General features: G+C 68.8%; 16 protein-coding genes and 1 riboswitch. All 16 genes read right to left on the bottom strand.

Annotated elements, in window-relative coordinates:
* Positions 1-11: 11 nt before the first annotated feature.
* Positions 12-599, bottom strand: a complete 588-nt coding sequence (locus BLV60_RS17330; RefSeq protein WP_256329240.1) for a GNAT family N-acetyltransferase — start codon at positions 597-599, stop codon at positions 12-14.
* Complete coding sequence (locus tag BLV60_RS17325) at positions 596-1,324, bottom strand: LrgB family protein (RefSeq protein WP_093056506.1); 729 nt, start codon at positions 1,322-1,324, stop codon at positions 596-598. Before BLV60_RS17325 ends, BLV60_RS17330 begins: the two co-directional genes overlap by 4 nt.
* Positions 1,321-1,674, bottom strand: coding sequence for a CidA/LrgA family protein (locus BLV60_RS17320; RefSeq protein WP_093056505.1), 354 nt, complete (start codon positions 1,672-1,674; stop codon positions 1,321-1,323). Before BLV60_RS17320 ends, BLV60_RS17325 begins: the two co-directional genes overlap by 4 nt.
* 27 nt (positions 1,675-1,701) lie before the next feature.
* A complete protein-coding gene (locus BLV60_RS17315; protein ID WP_093056504.1) occupies positions 1,702-2,706 on the bottom strand; it encodes an aminotransferase class I/II-fold pyridoxal phosphate-dependent enzyme in 1,005 nt (334 codons plus the stop codon).
* A complete protein-coding gene (cbiB, locus tag BLV60_RS17310) occupies positions 2,703-3,674 on the bottom strand; it encodes an adenosylcobinamide-phosphate synthase CbiB (protein ID WP_093056503.1) in 972 nt (323 codons plus the stop codon). The genes BLV60_RS17315 and cbiB overlap by 4 nt, the downstream gene beginning before the upstream one ends.
* A 21-nt stretch (positions 3,675-3,695) precedes the next feature.
* Positions 3,696-7,664 carry a cobaltochelatase subunit CobN gene (gene cobN, locus BLV60_RS17305; protein WP_256329256.1) on the bottom strand — a complete coding sequence of 1,323 codons (3,969 nt, stop codon included), beginning with the start codon at positions 7,662-7,664 and terminating at the stop codon, positions 3,696-3,698.
* 32 nt (positions 7,665-7,696) lie between these two features.
* On the bottom strand, positions 7,697-8,050 hold the full coding sequence (locus BLV60_RS17300; RefSeq protein ID WP_093056501.1) for a DUF2149 domain-containing protein: 354 nt from the start codon (positions 8,048-8,050) through the stop codon (positions 7,697-7,699).
* A complete protein-coding gene (locus tag BLV60_RS17295) occupies positions 8,047-8,520 on the bottom strand; it encodes a MotA/TolQ/ExbB proton channel family protein (RefSeq protein ID WP_093056500.1) in 474 nt (157 codons plus the stop codon). The genes BLV60_RS17300 and BLV60_RS17295 overlap by 4 nt, the downstream gene beginning before the upstream one ends.
* Entirely contained in the window at positions 8,520-9,203 is a 684-nt protein-coding gene (bluB, locus tag BLV60_RS17290; RefSeq protein WP_093056499.1) for a 5,6-dimethylbenzimidazole synthase, read from the bottom strand. Before bluB ends, BLV60_RS17295 begins: the two co-directional genes overlap by 1 nt.
* Before the next feature lie 5 nt (positions 9,204-9,208).
* On the bottom strand, positions 9,209-9,778 hold the full coding sequence (gene cobO, locus BLV60_RS17285; protein ID WP_093056498.1) for a cob(I)yrinic acid a,c-diamide adenosyltransferase: 570 nt from the start codon (positions 9,776-9,778) through the stop codon (positions 9,209-9,211).
* Between the two features lie 308 nt (positions 9,779-10,086).
* Complete coding sequence (locus BLV60_RS17280) at positions 10,087-10,872, bottom strand: ABC transporter ATP-binding protein (protein WP_093056497.1); 786 nt, start codon at positions 10,870-10,872, stop codon at positions 10,087-10,089.
* On the bottom strand, positions 10,869-11,894 hold the full coding sequence (locus tag BLV60_RS17275; RefSeq protein WP_093056496.1) for a FecCD family ABC transporter permease: 1,026 nt from the start codon (positions 11,892-11,894) through the stop codon (positions 10,869-10,871). Before BLV60_RS17275 ends, BLV60_RS17280 begins: the two co-directional genes overlap by 4 nt.
* Positions 11,891-12,769: an ABC transporter substrate-binding protein gene (locus BLV60_RS17270; protein WP_093056495.1), complete on the bottom strand. Its 879-nt coding sequence runs from the start codon at positions 12,767-12,769 to the stop codon at positions 11,891-11,893. Before BLV60_RS17270 ends, BLV60_RS17275 begins: the two co-directional genes overlap by 4 nt.
* Positions 12,766-13,365: a bifunctional adenosylcobinamide kinase/adenosylcobinamide-phosphate guanylyltransferase gene (locus BLV60_RS17265; RefSeq protein WP_093056494.1), complete on the bottom strand. Its 600-nt coding sequence runs from the start codon at positions 13,363-13,365 to the stop codon at positions 12,766-12,768. The genes BLV60_RS17270 and BLV60_RS17265 overlap by 4 nt, the downstream gene beginning before the upstream one ends.
* The gene (locus BLV60_RS17260; protein WP_093056493.1) at positions 13,349-14,764 is read right to left on the bottom strand and encodes a cobyrinic acid a,c-diamide synthase CobB; all 1,416 of its coding nucleotides are present in this window, start codon (positions 14,762-14,764) and stop codon (positions 13,349-13,351) included. The genes BLV60_RS17265 and BLV60_RS17260 overlap by 17 nt, the downstream gene beginning before the upstream one ends.
* A complete protein-coding gene (locus tag BLV60_RS17255) occupies positions 14,749-16,665 on the bottom strand; it encodes a TonB-dependent receptor domain-containing protein (protein WP_093056492.1) in 1,917 nt (638 codons plus the stop codon). The genes BLV60_RS17260 and BLV60_RS17255 overlap by 16 nt, the downstream gene beginning before the upstream one ends.
* Positions 16,666-16,751: 86 nt before the next feature.
* A riboswitch (cobalamin riboswitch) is annotated at positions 16,752-17,013 on the bottom strand.
* Between the last annotated feature and the right edge of the window lie 93 nt (positions 17,014-17,106).

Below are 17,106 nucleotides of genomic sequence, written 5' to 3'. Positions count from 1 at the left end.
GCAATTTTCCTTCAGAGATCGATGCGGTAGCGAAACTTGGTAAGGCTGCCCTGGCTCGGCAGGGTGATGAAGGTTTCGATCAGCACGCCGCCATTGGCCGCGATCACTTTCTGCGACGCGAAGTTGTCCGGGCTGGTCGTGATCTCGACGCGGTTCAGCCCCTCGCCCGCAGCAAGCGTCAGCATGGCGCCGAGCGCACGCGTCGCATAGCCCTTGCGCTGCTTCCACGGCACGACGTTGTAGCCGATGTGCCCCAGGCAGTAGAGAGGCAAGACGTCGGTGCCGGGCTGCCAGCGCAGGTCGATGCTGCCGCAGAACTCGCCGTCCCACATCCAGCACTTGTAGCCCGGCAGGCGCCGCACCTTGGAGCCGTCGGGCATGACGATGCGCCCGCCTTTGGCTTCGCGGTCCACCAGGCTGGCAAGGAAGCGGTCGGCATTGGCCTTGATGGCGGCGCGTTCCTCGGAGCCCGATTCGGGTCGCGTCTCGTCGCGCGCCCAGCCCCGGTTCAGGGCCGACACATAGCTGGGCAGGTAGGCCTTGGCGGGCCAGACCAGTTCCATCGGACGGGTCTCGGCCTTGGACATGGATGGTTTCATGCTCCCATCAGCCTGACGATCAGCGGCACCAGCAGCGCCGTCGCGATGCCGTTCAGCCCCATGGCCAGCGCGGAGAACGCGCCCGCCGTCTCATTCACCTGGATGGCCCGCGCCGTGCCGATGCCGTGCGCCGCCATGCCGACCGCAAAGCCGCGCACCGCGGGTTCCTTGATGCGCAGCAGGTTCAGCAGCCCGGTCGCCATGATCGCGCCCGAGATGCCGGCAACGGCCGCGGCCACCGCCGCCAGCGAAGGCAGCCCGCCGATCTTCTCGGCCACGCCCATCGCGATGGGCATGGTGGCTGACTTGGGCGCAAGCGACATCATCAACTCGTGCGAGCCGCCCAGCACCCAAGCAATGCCGATGGCCGACACGATGGCCGCGACCGATCCCACCAGCAGCGCCACACCGATGGGCAGCCACAGCCGCCGCAGCCGGCCAACCTGGCTGTACAGCGGCACGGCCAGCGCCACCGTGGCGGGGCCGATCAGGAAATGCACGAACTTCGCGCCTTCGAAGTACGTGTCGTAGGGCGTGCGCGTGAGCAGCAGCACGCCGACGATGACGATCACCGAAATCAGCACCGGGTTGACCACCGGATTGCGCCCGCTGCGGGTGTGCAGCCACAGCGCGCCGAGGTAGGCCAGCAGCGTGAGCGACAGCCACAGCAGCGGCGACTGCGCGAGGAAGACCCAGATTTCAGAAAGCTTGGCCGGCGCGGTCATTGCGCGTCCTTGCCGGTGAGGCGGATCATCCAGCGGAACGTGAGCGCCGTGACCGTCATGGTGAAGGCCGCGCCGACGATGCCCGCCGCAAGAAACGGCAGCCACTCGCGCCCCACCCGCTCGAAATGCAGCATGACGCCGGTCACGGCCGGAATGAACAGCAGCATCAGGTTGCGCAGCAGATGGCCCGATGTGTCGGTCAGCACCTGCGGCACGCCGCCGCGCACCAGCAGGCCGATGAACAGCAGCACCATGCCGATCAGCGGACCGGGAATGGGCAGGCCGAGCCACTGCACGAGCAGTTCGCCGGCCAGTTGGCAGAGAAAGAGCGTGGTGATGGCGTAGAGCATTTTTCTTGTGGGTGCGGGTGTATGTGTTCAGGACGCGTTTGTCCAGGCCTCTTTCAACGCCTGCTGGCTGGCGGGCGGCAGCACGCCGAGACGCACGTGGCCCGGCAGGCCGAAGGAGGCGCAGTCGCGCAGCTTGATGCCTTCGGCGCGCAGGTGCTTCAGCAGACCGGCAAAGTCGTCCACCATGGGCTGGGCGACATGAAAGTTCGCGTCGCTGGGCCAGACGTGCCAACCGATCTCACTGCACATGGCCATCTGCGACGCCTTCCAGTCGCGCAAGGTCCCGAGGCTTTCACGAAGCCAGGCCTGCACGTCAGGCTGCGTCCAGGCCGAGAGCATTGCCACGCCGTGCGAGCCCACCGGCCACGAGGCGCTCAGGCGCAGCAAGGCGCGCACCGCATCCTGCGCGTTTGACGGAGCGATCACATAGGCCGCACGTACGCCTGTCATCCCCAGCGCCTTGTTGGGAGACCACATCTGCCAGAGGCGATCCAGGCGGCTCTGGCTCAGCGCAAGGCGGCCCTCCAGGCGCAAGGGCTCGTAGGCGCGGTCGAGCACGCAGGGCACGCCCTCGGGCAGGGCATCCACTGTCTCGAGAATGCCCTGCTGCGCCTGACCCAGCGGCGTGGAGGGATCGCAGCACCAGGCGAGCCGCAGTTGGCGCGCCGGATGCGGTGCGCGCACCACCTGCAACCCATGGGCTCGCGCGGCCGCCGCATAGTCGCCGTAAGACATGGGCGGCAGCGCGACCTCGCCATGGCCGCCGCGATCTTCCAGGGCCGCCCAGGTGGTGATGCGCCGGATGAACTCGCTGGCCCCGGCTGCAAGCACGATGCGCCAGGCTTCCACGCCGTGCATGACCGCAAGTTGCTCACGCAACGCCGTGTAGGCCGGATCGGGATACCGCGAGACGTCGGCAGCGCTGACCCGCTCCAGAGCCTCGGGGCATGGGCCACAGGCATTGGCATTGGTCGAGAAGTCGTGCGGCGCGGCGCCAGCCGCATCAGGACCGCCATGCACCACCGTGCTCATACCCACCTCCAGCCGGCTGTCGCCACGATGACCAGCGACGCGAACACGCCCGCCGCCAGCGCGGCCCGGCCACCCAGTTGCGCGGTGCGTTGCATGTCCAACGCGGAAGGCGCACGCCCCTCGGCATTCAGCGCATACACGCCCGGCTTCGCAAGCCGCACACCAAGGAGTAGCGCCATCGCCGCCATCGGCCAGCCGCTGTTGGGCGACGGCGTACGGCGCGCCTCTTCTGACAGCCCCGTGGGCCAACGCCACGCCGCCAGCGCCAGCAGCCCCACTGTGATGCGCGCCGGCACCCACGAGAGCACATCGTCCGCGCGCGCGGCCCACTTGCCGAGCCAGGTCCAATCACGGCCGTTGCGCTCGCCGCGGTAGCCCCACATCGCGTCGGCGGTGTTGGCAAAACGGTAGAGCGCCGCACCCGGCAGGCCGAGCAGCACGAACCAGAACACCGGGGCCACGAGCGAATCGTTGAGGTTTTCCGCGAGCGATTCGATGGCGCTTTCGCGCACTTCGCGCTCGCTGAGCCGGGAGACGTCGCGGCTCACCAAGCGCGCCAACTGCTTTCGGCCGGCATCGAGCGAAACGGCCAGCGCGGCTTCGACCGCAAGTACTTCATCGCGCAGCATGCGCCAGGCAAAGAGTGGCTTCAGCAGCAGGCCCAGCAGGAGTGCAACGGCCCATGCAGGCAGCGACAGCACCATGAGCGTCTGCAAGGCCATGGCGACGCCCCAGACGCACGCGCCCCCCACGCACCACACCAACGCGCCAATGAAGAACATTGGCAGATCCACCGGCTTCGCTGGGTACGCAGGCGGCGCGATGCGCGAACCGAGCCCGAGGTAGCGTCCCATCCACACGACGGGATGCAACGCCGCAGGCGGCTCACCCAGCCAGCGGTCGATGGCCAGTGCGATCCACAGCGCGGCGGCTACAGCGATGGCGTATTCGAGATTCTGGAGGAGCATGGGAGCCGCCATTCTCGCGAATCAGGCAGTCGCCCTGCCCCGGCGCCACTGCATCAGTGCACCGAGTGCGACAAGCAACGCAGCCCCCAACGCCACCCAGAGCCGAAGGACGATGGTCTCGGCCTTGGGCGATGGGGCGTCAGCGGGCGTCGGTTCGAGCTTGAGGCCGCTGACGGGCTGGGGGCTGTCCGGCGCTGGCTCGGCTGCCGGGGTAGGAGCTGGCACGGGCGCTGCCGCGACCACGGGCTCGACCGACGGGCGTGGCTGGTGTGAAGGCGCAGGCTGCGACAACTCCGCCTGCGCGAACCGCTGCACGCCCGCATTCCGCTCGCGCAGCCCGGTCGCGCGCACCGCCTCCGCATAGGCCCGTGCCAGTTCGCGTCGCGTGGCGCCATCCGGCTTCCAGTAATTCAGCCGCACCGCGTCGAGCATGCGCTCCAGCGTCTGCGCGAAGGCAGCCCGGTTGTCACCTTCCAGCCACTCGCGCGTGCCCAGCTTGTACTTGTCGCGCACGTACACCTCGTGCAGCGACTGCCACTGGTCCTGCCGCACGGCCTGCGGCGCCGTGACCTGCCAGCCCCAGAGAAACTGCGCAGTCTTGAGCACCTGCAGCGTGCCGCTGTAGCCTTCGGCCTTCTGCGCCTCGATCCATTGCGGGTGCAGGTAGCGCGTCTGCATCTCGCGTGCGATGGCGCCTGCGGCCGTGTCGGTGCGCACCGCACTGCCGTCGCGCAGGTTCTGCACGTACAGCGCCGGGTCCTTGCCAGTGAGCTGGCGCACGGCCTGCGCGATGCCGCCGAGGTACTGGAACGGATCGTCGTTGGTCAGCACGCCATACAGGTTGGAGCTGCGCGCCATCAGCGCCGCATCGACCTGCATGAGATTGCCCGCATAGGCGCCCGGCCGTGCGGCGCCGTCGAGGCCTTTGCCGTAGGCGTGGCCCATGCGATCCATGTAGAGCTGCGCCATCTGCGCATCGCCGCCGCCGCGCTGCTGGCTTTTCCACACATCGCTCGCGAGCGCGGCTTCCTCGAGCCCGGCGCCGTAGCTGCCCTGCTCGTTCGAGAAAACGCGCGCTGTGGACCAGCGCCGCGCCTCCTGCACCGACGCGCCTTCCGAACGCAGCCTGCGCGCCATCGCCTCGCTGTGCTGCGCGACGGCGTTGCCGGGCTCTCGCAAGGCAGCCACCTGCTGCACCGCCTCGTCAAGCCAGCGCATCACGTTGGGAAACTGGTCGCGGTAGGAGCCGGTGACGCTGATCAGCACGTCCATGCGCGACCGCTTCAGCACCGACGCGGGAATCACCTCGATGCCCGTCATGCGCCCGCCCTCGTCCCAGCGCGGCTTCACGCCCATGGCGTAGAAGGCCTGGCTTTCCAGCACACCCTGGTGGCGCGAGGCCTCGCCAGCCCACAGCGTGAAGGCGATCTTTTCCGGCGCCTTGCCGGCATGGGTCTTGGCGTGTCCGGCGATCCAGGCGTCCATCGCGGCAACGCCTGCGTCCCAGGCCGCGCGCGTAGGCACACGGCTCGGGTCGAAGCCGTAGAGATTGCGACCGGTCGGCAGGCTGTCGGGGTTGCGCACCGGATCGCCGCCGTAGCTCGACTTCAGGTAGCGGCCGTCGAGCGCCGTGAGCAGTCCTTCGATTTCTTCGTTGTGGGCAAGCACGGCATCGAGCTTCTGCGCGCGTTCGGCCAGCGACAGCAGACTTCGCTGTTCGGCCGAGGTCTTGCCCATGGCACTCGCTGCCTGCGCATCGGTAAGCGCGAGTTCGACCCAGCGCGCGGGCCGCGAGCCGGCAACGCTCTTCGCATCGATCAGAAAAACCTCGTCGATGTCTTCACCCAGCGCCTCGACCAGAGGCTTGCCGAGGATCTGCAGGATCGTCATGCGCCGGCGCTGCGCATCGGGCGCCTGCCCGAAGGTCGCCAGACCCAGCGGCTGCGCGGTCTGCGCGAGTTCGTCGAGGTACGGATGCAGCACCGCGATGAAGCCGGCGAAGTCCGCGCGAATCCGAGCGGGCGTCCAGTTCAGGTCGCGGTCGTAGTGCTGCTCCACGAACTCGGCCGTCAGCTGCTTTTCCATCGCCGTCTTCACCGGGCCGGGCGACAGCGTCTCCCAGTCGTGCATGCGCTCGTGCATCGCCTGCACGCCGGGTCGAAAACCGGCGGGCGCGAACATCGGCGTCGAATGGCTCACCATGGTCGCGCGACCGCGGCGCTTGGCGGTGGTGGCCTCGCCGAGGTTGTCCATGATGTACGGGTACACGTTGGGCAGATCGCCGAGCGCGAGCAATGGGTCGTCCTGCACCGACAGGCCGCGCTCCTTGCCCGCAGACCATTCGACCGTACCGTGCGTGCCCACGTGCACCACCGCGCTCGCACCGAACTGCGTGCGCAGCCAGAGGTAGGTGGCGAGGTAGCTGTGGCTCAGCGGAATGGCCGAGCGGTGGTACACCTGCTCAGCCTTGCTCGCCACCTGCGTGCCAGGCTCGAAGCGCGGCGGCTGGCGCAGCACGACGACGTTGCCGAACTGCACGCGCGGGATCACGAAAGCCTGCTCACCCGCGACGGAGCGCAGCATGGTCGATTTCTCGGGTGGGCCCCAGTAGCCTTCGATGCGGCGCTGCGTTTCCACCGGCAGCGACCGGAACCATGCGAGGTAGCGCGACAGCGGCATCACGTCGGCCAGGTTCTTGTCGAGCAGCGGCTGCAGCTCGTCGCCCTGCCCCGTCGGGTAGTAGGCCCTCATCGTCGCCTGCACTTGCGCGATGAGCGCGTCGGCGCCAGGCAGTTCGGTGCGATAGCCGGCGGACTTCATTGCCGCGAGCATGTTGCTCACGCTGCGCGGCACATTGAGGAAGGACGCGCCGAAGTTGGCTTCGCCCGGTGGGTAGTTGTAGACCAGCATCGCCACACGGCGGTCCGCGGCCGGCGTGCGTTGAAGCCGCAACAGCGCAGCCGCCTTGTCTGCCACAGCATCGATCTGCGCGGGCAGCGGCTGCAGCGTGCCGGCCGCTGCGTCGCGCGCGCTCACCAGCATCGGGTCTGTCATGCCGGCCAGCTCGCTCGGGCTGTAGTAGGCAGCAATGTCGGTTTGCGACAGGCCATCTTTGCTCTGCGTCCATTGGGTGGCGTCCATGGCCAGCGAGGGCAGCGTCTGCAGCACCGGCACGCCGATGCGCTCAAGCTCGGCCTTGCGCTCGTTCGGGCTGAAGACCAGCGAGGCATTGACGATCGCATCGGCCACGCACTGCTCGCCGGCGTGCGTCATGCGAAAGAACAGGTCTTTCTGCTGGCGCGGGCCGTAGAAGGCATAGGCGCGCAGGCCGCGCCGTTCGAGCGAGGCTATCAGCGCATCGAGCCAGCCGGTGTCGTCGCCCGTCACGGTGGCGCTGTTGATGGCAATGGCGACCGTGCCGCTGCTGCCGGGCAGCCGTTCGATGGCGGCGATGTCGGTCTCGATGCGCGGCCAGCCCGGGTGATAAAGGCCGGCCAGCGGCAGCGGCACGGGGTCGGGCAGGCCGTCGAGCTTGCCGGGCTGCTCCAGGGCCTTCATCGCCGCGCCGAGATTGGCAGCGCCGGAGAAGCGCCAGTACTCGCGCAGGCGCTGCGCCCATGCGGCATCGACGCCGCGCTCGGGCACCAGCGGCGCGGCAGTGGAGGCTTGCCCCTTGACCACCAGCGCGAATTCGCCGATCAGCACATACGGCGCAGTGCTGCGCAAGATCGTGTCGCCGAAGCGCGCAGCAGCAGCTTGCGCGACGCTGATGTGCGGTGCATCGATGACTAGCAGACGCGCCCCTTCGAGCGCAGCAGTCAGCGTCTCGGGCGAGTCCTGCGACGCCGAAACCACCTGCAACGGCAACCCGGCTTCACGCGCCGCAGCCTCCAATCGAACCACTCGCGCCGGCGAAACCAGCGAGGTGCTCAAAACAACGACACGTCCCCCCGCAGGCTGGGCCTGTGCCGGCGCAAGAAACCCCAGCACCGCCACCAAAAGCCAGAAGAAGAAAACCCGCGTCACTTCCCGCCCTGCGCCGGAACGGCATCCGCCGGCACATAGACCATCGTGCCGTCTTTCAACCGCCAGGCAGTGCCGGCCTTCTCACCATCACCCTGCCCCGTCGCGCCGCTGGCCTTGAAGCGCGTGATCTTGCGGCCCTCGCGCGTGACGATCTCCATGCTCGGCTGGCCCTCGTTGCGGATGATCGTCACCTTGTCCTGCGCGAACGGGTTCATCGGGTTGTTGATGACCGCGATCATCAGCATGCCGATCACCACCATGAACACATCGATCAGGTTGATGGTCGAGAGCACCGGATCGTCGTCATCGCTGTCCAGGCTGCTCAGAATGGAAAACTGGCGACGACTCATGAGAGGCGGTCCCGAGCATCGAGCACCGACACCAGCTCGCGCATCAGCCAGCGGCGCCGCACGGTGTAGACCACGAAGGTGATCGAGGCCGAGGCCAGTGCCACGATCACGCTCGCGAATGCGGGCGCCAGGCTCTGCGCCACGCCCTGCGATTCGCCCGAGGCCACGGCCACGAGCGCAGGCCCCATCGGAATCATGGTGGCGATCAGCCCCAGCATCGGCGCCACGCGGCTGCACAGGCGCACGCCTTCGAGCTGCTTGAGCACAACCAGCTCCATCTGCTCCTGGCTGGCCTGCGCATGACGCTGCAGCACCAGTGCACGCGATGGGTCGCGGCGGCGCTGCAAGTATTCGATGCCGAACGCGCCAAGGCAGTACACGGCATAGACGAAGGACAGCAGCACGCCCAGCGTCACCGGCCAGAGGAACAGGCGCGCAAGCTCGAAGAGAACGGTGTCGAAAGCCAGCATCAGGTGGGCTCCACGGAAGACGGATGGTCGAAAAGGTCCGAAGGCCGGCCCCAGCCCTCGTCGAACACCAGCGACGAAAGCGGTTCGCGCCTGGCCCAGCGTTCGCGCAGCAGCATCGGCTCTTCGTAAAAGCTGTGCACGGGCCCCAGGCACAGCAAGGCGATGGGCTCCGCGCCTTCAGGCAGGCCGAGCAGCACCGACACCTCGGCCGGATCGAACAGCGACACCCACCCCATGCCCAGCCCTTCGGCACGCGCCGCGAGCCAGAGGTTCTGGATGGCACAGGAGGCCGAGGCCAGGTCCATCTGCGGCAACGTGCGGCGGCCGAACACGTGCTTCTCGCGGCCCTCGGCCAGCGTCACCACCAGCAGCTCAGCCGCGTCGAGCAGGCCCTGCACCTTCAGGCGCATGAACTCGTCCTCGCGCTCGCCGAGTGCGCGGGCGGTCAGCACGCGCTCGTGCTCGACGACACGGTGCAGTTGCTGGCGCAGCGCCTCACCGCGAATGCGGATGAAGCGCCACGGCTGCATGAAACCGACGCTGGGCGCGTGGTGCGCCGCATCGAGCAGCCGGCGCAGCACCTCGGGCGCGACCTGCCCGCCCGCGAAGTGGCGCATATCGCGCCGCTCGTGGATGGCGCGGTAGACCGCCCTCACCTCGTCGACCGCGAACGCATGTGCCATCACGCTCAATCTTCGATGCCGCGTTGTGCAGGAATGCCGGCCTTGAAGGCGTGCTTGACGAGCGTCATCTCGGTCACGGTGTCGGCCAGTTCGATGATCTCGGGCGGGCAGCGCCGGCCGGTGAGCACCACGTGTACATGCTTCGGCCGCGCGCGCAGCGTTTCGAGCACGCCTTCCAGAGGCAGCCAACCGTAGATCAGCGGATAAGTGATCTCGTCGAGCACCACCAGGAAGAACTCGCCCGACAGGATCGCGGCCTTGGCCTTCTCCCAGCCGTCGCGCGCCAGTTGCCCGGAGCGTTCGAGGTCCTGGCTCTTCCAGCTGAAGCCGTCGCCGAGCCCTTCGATCGGAATGCCGATCTGCTCGAACATCCGGTGTTCGCCGAAGCGCGCAGTGGGCACCTTCATGAACTGGTAGATCTTCACGGCCTTGCCGCGGCCGTGGGCGCGCAGCGCGAGGCCGAAGGCGGCGGTGCTCTTGCCCTTGCCGTCGCCTGTGTTGACGATGACGAGGCCTCGGCGTTCGCCTTCTGGTTTCTCGTATGGCTTTTCGCTTGGGGGTGTCTCTATTTGCATGGCTTTTCCAGTTCAGTTTCGGGGCTGTTGTTTCGGGGTGCGTGCGAATGACACCGGGTACTCCCCTCCGCGAATGTCCCCCGCCTTCGGCTCCTCCTTTATTTCGCTGCGGGGAGCACCCGGTGCCATTCGCACATAGACGCAGCTCTCATGCTGGCGGTTCGACCGCAGCGCCCGACGATCACGTCGATGGGGTACCTTGCGCAGCGAAATAAAGGAGGAGGCCGAAGGCCGGGGGACATTCGCGGAGCAAGGTACCCCGTCGGCGTGAGCGCGCCCCGAACAACGCACCGAAAACACAGCGCATCTCATAACGGCAACGCAATCCACTGCTCGGCCACCCGATGCACCCGAATGCGATGGTCGAACACCTGCTCCAGCGCCGCGTGCGTGGCAGGGTCGCTGCAGCCGCCGTGGTGCACCACCCGGCCGCGATCCATCACGACAAGTTCGTCGGCCGCCAGCGCCATCGGCAGCTCGTGCAGCACACTGACCACGGTCTTGCCTTCGGCCACCAGCGCGCGGGCCGTCTGCATCCAGTCGGCCTGGTGCGGTGGGTCGAGGTTGGCGAGCGGCTCGTCCATCAACAGCAGTTCGGCCTCGACAGCGAGCGCGCGCGCCAGCAGCACCCGCTGACGTTCGCCACCGGAAAGCTGACCCAGTGGACGGTCTCGCCATTCCCAGGCCTGGGTGCTGCGCAGCGCACGCTCCACCGCCTCGCGGTCAGCCTCGCTGGGGGCGGCCAGCCAGCGCTGGTGCGGCAGGCGGCCAAGCATGGCGACGTCATAGACCATCAGGTCGTCGGCGCTGCCCTCGCCCGTGCCGCTCTGGCCGAGCCACGAGAGGCGCTGGGCGCGGATGCGCGCCGGCACCTTGTTCTGCGCCTCGCCGAAGAGCCGCACCTCGCCCCGGTGCGCCAGCAGGCCCGCGAGCGCCTTGAGCAGCGTCGACTTGCCCGCACCGTTCGGGCCGACGATGCTGGTCCAGCGGGCCGACGACAACGCCAGATCGATGTCGTGCAGCACCTCGGTTGCGCCGAGCGTGGCGCTTACCTTGTGTGCTTCGAGAGCGGGTGTGTTCTGCCGGCTGCTCATGCCACGCCACTCCGCGCGCCGCGCCGGTGCATCAACCACAGCAGGTAGCTGCCGCCCAGCACGGCCGTGAGCACGCCAACCGGCAGTTCCTGCGGCGCGATCAGCCAGCGCGCCAGCAGGTCGGCCGCCATCAGCAGCAGCCCGCCCATCAGCGCCGACAGCAGGATCAGCCGCGCGTGCGTGGTCTTGATGGCCGAGCGCACGAGATGCGGCGCCGCGAGGCCGACGAAGGCGATCAACCCGGTCTGCGCCACGGCTGCGCCGGTGGCCAGTGCCAGCACCACGACCAGCGCCGCGCGCATCGCGCCCAGCGGCAGGCCGAGGCTGCGCGCGGTGGCCTCGCCGAGCGCGAGCCCGTCGAGCACCGGCGCCAGCGCCCAGGCCAGCAGCAGGCAGACCGCACCGACCATCGCCATCACCGCGCAGGCACTCCAGCCGACGAGGCCGGTGCTGCCGAGAATGAAGCCCTGAATGGCTTGCAGGATGTCTGCCGAAGCGATGGTGATGAGGTCTTTCGCCGCGCCGAGCACCACGCCGACGATCACCCCAGCCAGCAGCAGCCGCAGCGTCTGCTGCACGCCCCGCGCCAGCATCAGCGTGAGCATTACCGCCAGCACCGCGCCGAGAAAGGCCGCGCCCGTGAGCCCGAGCCGCATCACCCACTGCGCGCTGGCGGCGGAGCCGCCGAACATCAGCAGCGCCAGTGCCACCCCGAGCGAGGCGCCCGAGGCGCTGCCCAGCAGGTACGGATCGGCCAGTGGATTGCGGAACAGCCCCTGCGCCACCGCGCCCGCCAGCCCCAGCAGCGCGCCCGCCAGCCACGCGCCAAGCGTGCGCGGCAGGCGGATGTCCCACACGATCTGCAGTGCCACCGGGTCGTGCCGCGCCGCGAGCAGGCTTTCGAAACCGGTGCTGCCGATGCCCAGGCCCAGCACCATCAGCGCAGCGCCCGCCACCAGCAGGCCTGCGCCAAGCAGCAAGACGCGGCGCAGATGGACCGTGTGCCTTCGCGCTGCGTTCACCGTTTGCCTCCCTTGTCGGCAAGGCACTGCGCCATCAGGCGCGCGGCCTCGTCCATGCGCGGGCCGGGGCGCACGAGCACGTCGGACTGTTCCGCGCTGAAGCGGCAGATGCGGCCCTCGCGCACCGCACGGATGCCGGCCCAGCCGGGGCGCTGCTCCAGCCCTTGCGCGCTGCGCACGCTGACCATGATGAGGTCGGGGTTCGCGCGCACCACGTACTCGGGGTTGAGCTTGGGGAACGGGCCGAGCGAAGCCGGCACGATGTTCCTCACGCCGAGCCGTGTGAGCGTTTCGCCGATGAACGACGACTCGCCCGCCGCGTACGGCGCGCTGTTCACTTCGAAGTACACGCGCATGCCCCTGGCGCTCGCGGGCACCGACTGCGCGGCGGCCGACACGCTGGCATCGATCACGCGCCAGACCTTCGGCGCTTCGTGCGTGCCGAGCACCTGGTCGAGCTTGTCGAGCACGCGCTGCACGTCGGCATGGCTCTTGGGTTCGAGCACCAGCACCTTCAGGCCCAGCGCCTCGAGCCGCTGCGTGACGCGCGACGACTTGGCGAGCAGCACCGCGTCGGGCTTGAGCGCGACGATGGCCTCGACGTTCGGGTCGATCCCGCCACCGAGCTGCGGCAGCGCCTTCACCTGTTCGGGCGAGTTGGAATAGCGGTCGACACCCACCAGCCGGTCGCAGGCACCGAGCGCACAAATCGATTCGGTAAGCGACGGCAGCAGCGAGACGATGCGCTGCGGCGGCTGCGGCAGGCTCACGGACACGCCGCGCTCGTCGACCACGTCGAAGGCGTGGGCGGCCAGCGCAAACAGGGCCAGGCCGAGCGCGGCCAGCGGAGTGCGGATCGTCTTTTTCTTCTTCATGCAGCAGGCGCTTTCAGGCTCAACGGCAGGCCGGCCGCCATCAGGGTGACGCGGTCGCAGGCGGCGGCCACGTCCTGGTTCAGGCGGCCGAGCGCGTCGACGAAAGCGCGCGTCTCGCGGCCCAGCGGAATCACACCCAGGCCGATCTCGTTGCCGACCAGCACCACCGGCCCGCGCGCCTCGCGCAGCGCGACCAGCAGCATGGCGATGTGTGTCGCCGGAGTGCGCGTCACGGGGCGGGCGTCTTCGGAGTGCAAGGGCATCAGCAGGTTGGTGAGCCACAGCGTGAGGCAGTCGACCACCACCAGCGTCTCGGGCGTGCTCTGCGTGACGACGGCGCGCGCGAGTTCGATCGGCTCCTCGATGGTGCGCATGCCGGGCACCCGCTCGGCACGGTCGGCTTGGTGGCGCACGATGCGCTCCAGCATCTCGTCGTCGTAGGCCTGCGCGGTGGCGATCAGCACGGCGCGGTGCGTGCGGGAATCGGCCGCGAACCAGTCGATCGCGCGCTGCTCGGCGCGGCGCGACTTGCCGCTCTTCTGACCGCCCAGGATGAACTCGTGCTCGACGGTCTTCGGCTTATTCGATTGCGGCATGGCTCTCCAACTCGATGGGCATGGCGCCGAAAAGGCGGGCCGTGGCTTGCGGACTGGAGGCAAACCACGCGTGGAAATAGCTCGCGCGCACCGGGCCGTGCACGTACAGCGCCTCGCCGCCGCGTGCGCCCACGGGCTGCGTCGCGCCGGGCCTGGCAGTGAGCGCGGCGGGCGCCAGTGGCGTTTCGCAGCGCGAATAGTGGAAGGTGTGTCCGCGCAGGGTGTGGCTGCCGAGGGTGAGCTGTTGCGGACCAAGGCCGGCGAGCCGCTTCTGCATGGTCACGCGGCCCGGCAGCAGGCCCCAGAGGCGGTGGACCTGCGCGTCGTCTTGCGTGGCCAGTTCGTCGAACAGCGCCATCATGCCGCCGCACTCGGCCCAGACCGGCTTGCCCGCAGCGGCATGCGCGGCGAGCGATTCGCGCATCGGCGCGCAGGCGGCCAGCGCTTCTGCGTGCAGTTCGGGGTAGCCGCCGGGCAGCCAGACCGCGTCGCATGCCGGCAAGGCATCGCCTGCGAGCGGCGAGAAAAAGGACAGCCGCGCCCCCAGCGCCGTGAGCACGTCGAGGTTCGCGGGGTAGATGAATGAAAAGGCCGCATCGCGCGCAATGGCGATGGCGCGGCCGGCCAGCAGCGGCGGCACGGCTTCTGCCTCGCCAGATGCGGGTGCCTCGAAACGCACCTGCGGCAGTTGACTGGTCTGCATCTGCCCGAGCGGCGTGGCGGCCAGCACATCGGCAGCCGCGTCGAGACGCGCCATCGCATCGCCGAGTTCGGTAGCGGCCACGAGGCCCAGGTGCCGCTCGGGCAGCGTGAACCCCCCGTCGCGCGGCAAGGCGCCAAGCCACTGCAAGGGTTCGCGCAGCGCGTCTTTCAACATGTCCGCGTGCCTCTCGCTGGCCACGCGGTTCGCCAGCACGCCGGCCCATGGCAACCCAGGCCGGAAGTTCTGCAGCCCGTAGGCCAGCGCGCCGAAGGTGCCCGCCATGGCGTGCGCATCGATCACCGCCAGCACCGGCAGGCCGAAGCGCTCAGCCAGGTCGGCCGCGCTGGGCGTGCCGTCGAACAGGCCCATCACGCCTTCGACGATCACCAGGTCGCACTCGGCCGCCGCGGCGCGCAGGCGCGAGCGGCAATCGGCCTCGCCGGTCATCCAGAGGTCGAGCGAATGCACCGGCGCGCCGGTGGCCAGCGCCAGCCAGTGCGGGTCGAGAAAGTCGGGCCCGCACTTGAAGGCGCGCACGCGCCGCCCCTGGCGCGCATGCAGCCGCGCGAGCGCCGCGGCGACGGTGGTCTTGCCCTGCCCCGAAGCCGGGGCAGCCACCAGCACCGCGGCGCACGAGACTGCCGCGGCACCGGCGGTGTCGCCTGGTTGGGTAGCTTGGCTTAGTGAGGCGTCCACTTGAGACCGACGTACGCGGTGCGGCCGGCATTGGCGTACAGCCGCGCGAACTGGTAGTCCTTGTTGCCCACATTGTCGACGCGGGCCACGAGGTTGAGGTCTCGCGTGATCTGCGTGCTGGCCGACAGGTTCAGCACGGTGTAGCCACCGAGCTTGATGGTGTTGGCCGCGTCGTCGTAGCGCTTGCTCGAGGACTGCACCTCGGCGCCCAGCGTCCAGCCGGCGACGCGCCAGTCGGCGCCCAGGGTGCCATGGCGCTTGGAGCGGCGTGCGAGCAGGTTGCCGGTGTCGGCGTCCTTCGGGTCCTGCACGTCGAGCGAGGCGCGCAGCGTGACGTCGCCCAGACGCTGGCTGGCCGACAGCGTGGCGCCCTGCAGGGTGGCACGGTTCACGTTGGTGTAGCAGCCGAACGTCGAGGCACAGCCCGTGGCGGTGCCGACGAAGTTGATCAGGTTGCGCACGCGGTTGCGATACACCACGATGCCGGCGGTGGTGCCGTCCTGGGCGTAGTTCATGCCCAGCTCGACGTTCTGGCTGCTTTCGGGCCGCAGCGTGGACACGCCGTATTCGCTGAAGCGCTGGTACAGCGTGGGCACGCGGAAGGCGGTGCCGGCCGAGGCCGTGAAGCGCAGCGACGGGGTGATGGCGTAGCCATAAGCCGCGCTGCCAGTCGTCTTGCCGCCGAACTCGCTGTCCCTGTCGTGGCGTACATGCAGCTGCAGCGAATGCGGGCCCTGCACGAAGCCGTAGCCGAGCGAAATCGCATCCTGCGAGCGGTCGCGCGACAGCAGCTTCGACGAGGTGGTGGGCGCGTTTTCGAGCGCGTCTTCGCGGCGCTCGAGGGTGGCCGTCACCAGGTGCGGGCCGAAGCGGAATTCGTTCTGGAACAGGTAACCGCGCAGGTTGGTTTCGGTCCGGTAGAACGAAGGCTGCGTCTTGTAGACCGACTGCGAATCGGTCACCTGCACGCGGGTGCTGTAGATGTCGTTCCACTTGGCCGACCAGGTCAGGCCGGCGGTACGCAGCGTGTTGTTCGACACGTCGTCGCGGAACAGGATCGGCGGCTTGGTCCTGTAGGAGACGGTGGCGTCGTAGCCGGCCTTGATGTCGCTGGTGAGCAGCGTGGCCTCCAGGCGCTGGTCCGGCGTGATCTGCAAGCCCAGCTTCACGTTGCCCGAGGTGCTGTTGTAGCCGTCGCGGTCGGGGCTGGTGTAGCCGTCTTTCACCACGTTGCGCTTGCTTGCGGGCTGCACGTTGTAGCCCTTGCTTTCCTCGTGCGCCACGCCGAACGAATAGTCGAACAGGCCCGACTTGCCGCTCACGCCGCCTTCGATCTTGCGCAGGCCCTTGCTGCCGAAGCCGATGCCCGCGTAAGGCGACACGCCCTCTTCGCCGCGCTTGGTGAAGAGCTGGATCACGCCGCCCACGGCGTCGGAGCCGTACACCGCGGCGGCCGGGCCGCGCAGCACTTCGATGCGGTCGATCTGCGAGAGCGGAATGCCCTCCCAGCCGGCGCCGCCGGTCGATTGCGAGTCGATGCGCACGCCGTCGAGGTACACGGCCGTGAAGCGCGTTTCAGCGCCGCGGATGAACAGGCTGGTGGTGTTGCCCACGCCGCCGCTGCGCGAGATCTCGATGCCGGGCAGGCGCGCCAGCACGTCGGCCACGCCGGTCGCGCCGCTGCGCTCGATGGTCTTGCGGTCGATGATGGACACGTCGCCCACCAGGTCCGACAGCGCCTGCGGCGTGCGGTTGGCCGTGACCACCGTTTCGCCCAGCGTGGGGGCGTCTTGTGCATGGGCCAGGCCACCGAAGGCGGAAGCCAGCGCCAGCGGCAGGCAGGCATGGCGGAGACGGCGCGCAGGAGCGCGGCCGCGAGAAAAGCAAACGTGGGAAATCATGAATGAGCCGAACGAACGTCAATACCCCTCGCCGGCCTCCCCGCCGGCGCCTGGGCGCCATGGCCGCCCCATGCACAGATCACGCATGCGGCAGCCGCCTTGTTGGCCGGTATCCGGGCTGGCAGAACGGCCCCTCACCGCCTTCCCAGGCGCCTGTTTCAGGGCACCCAGTGGCTTCGATGGAAAGGGGTTGGCGCCTTGCGGCGCCGTCTGCTTGACCGTTGCGGGGGCAGCGCAGGCGGCTTCGGCCTTGTTCCGTCCTGATGAGGTCGGGGGCTTCCACTCCTGCTTCCCGTTGAACCGCGGCGCGTGAACCACGCCGCAGGCACCAACGGGCGGGATTTTATGCCAGTGACTTGGCTCGCCCCCAGGTTGCGCGCACTTCGTGTCGCTTCTCCTTCCCCCTACCGGGGGCAACACCTGAGGCCCGGCAAAGCCGGT

It is taken from the genome of Variovorax sp. YR634 (genome assembly GCF_900106655.1).
Classification (GTDB): Bacteria; Pseudomonadota; Gammaproteobacteria; order Burkholderiales; family Burkholderiaceae_C; genus Variovorax.
This window is presented reverse-complemented; position numbering and strand designations above follow the sequence as displayed.